Genomic DNA, 1125 nt, shown 5'->3' with positions numbered 1-1125 from the left:
TCTGATGTAAGGTAAGCGTGTACCGAAGTACATCTAGCTTTTTTTTAAGGTCTACATTCCAAGGCAACAGTGAGTCGAGGTCTTGTGGTGATTTTGCTAACTGCTCTAAGCAGTGGTTGATGTAATCAAATGGTACAAGTCCATTAGCTTTTGCCGTTTCTATTATGCTGTAAAGCATGGCGCTGGTTTCAGCACCATTATGATTAACATTAAACAGCCAGTTTTTGCGGCCAATGACGAAGGGTTTTACTGCTCGCTCAGCACGATTGTTATCGATATTCAGTAAACCGTCATCAAGGTATCCAAGCAATTTATCCCATTGGTTAGAGTTGTAAGTGGTGGCTACACCAAGCTTGCCTTTTTTTGATACTTGCAGTGCTGACTTATCTAGCCAGGCTTTAAACTCTGCCAGTATTGGCTTAGCTTTCAGCTGCCTTAGTTGCTGCTTTTCATTCACTGGCAACGCAGCTATCGATTTTTCTATTCCATACAGTTTTTGGATGTAGCTCAAAGCAACGTTCACTTTTCCAGACTTAGCTTTGCCTTGTGCTGTCTGCGCATCGACAAATTTTCTTCTCGCGTGCGCCCAACAGCCAACGTGCTTAGCATTAACTTGTTGGTAAGCTGAGTAACCATCGGTTTGTAGATAACCGTTAAATCCTTGCAAAAAGCGACTGGCACAACGGCCTGAGCGACTACCATTTTGATAATCAAACAGCACGATGTTTCTTAATAATGTGTCGCCATCACTTTTAGGCTCAACAGGCGCATCTATACCTGAGCAATACACCCAAATATACGATTTATAACGCTCATCATTGATGACTTTTAATGTGGTTTCATCGGCTTGCAACATGGGTTGTGATAATAATATTTCGTGCAGGCGTATATACAGTGGTTTGAATAAGGCTTCGCATTTCATCATCCAGTCCGACATGGTTCGACGACTGATTTCGATACCATGTTGCTTGAACATGGTTTCTTGTCGATACAGTGGCAGTCCATATTGATATTTACTGGTGATGATTTGACTAAGCAAGCTTGGTGTCGCATACCCTTTAGGGATTGGGCAGCTTGGTACTGGCGCTTGTTTTATGTTGCTTTGCGTGCCTTGTTTTTCGCAGT

General features: G+C 42.6%; 1 protein-coding gene. It reads right to left on the bottom strand.

Annotation, left to right across the window (positions count from 1 at the left end; genetic code table 11):
- Window positions 1–1125, bottom strand: a 1125-nt coding sequence (tnpC, locus tag JQC92_RS22420; protein WP_239480695.1) for an IS66 family transposase, incomplete at both ends; no start/stop codon positions are given.

It is taken from the genome of Parashewanella hymeniacidonis (assembly GCF_016900895.1).
GTDB classification, from domain to species: Bacteria; Pseudomonadota; Gammaproteobacteria; order Enterobacterales; family Shewanellaceae; genus Parashewanella; species Parashewanella hymeniacidonis.
The sequence above is the reverse complement of the archived record's forward strand: the minus strand, read 5'-3'. Positions and strand labels throughout refer to the sequence as shown.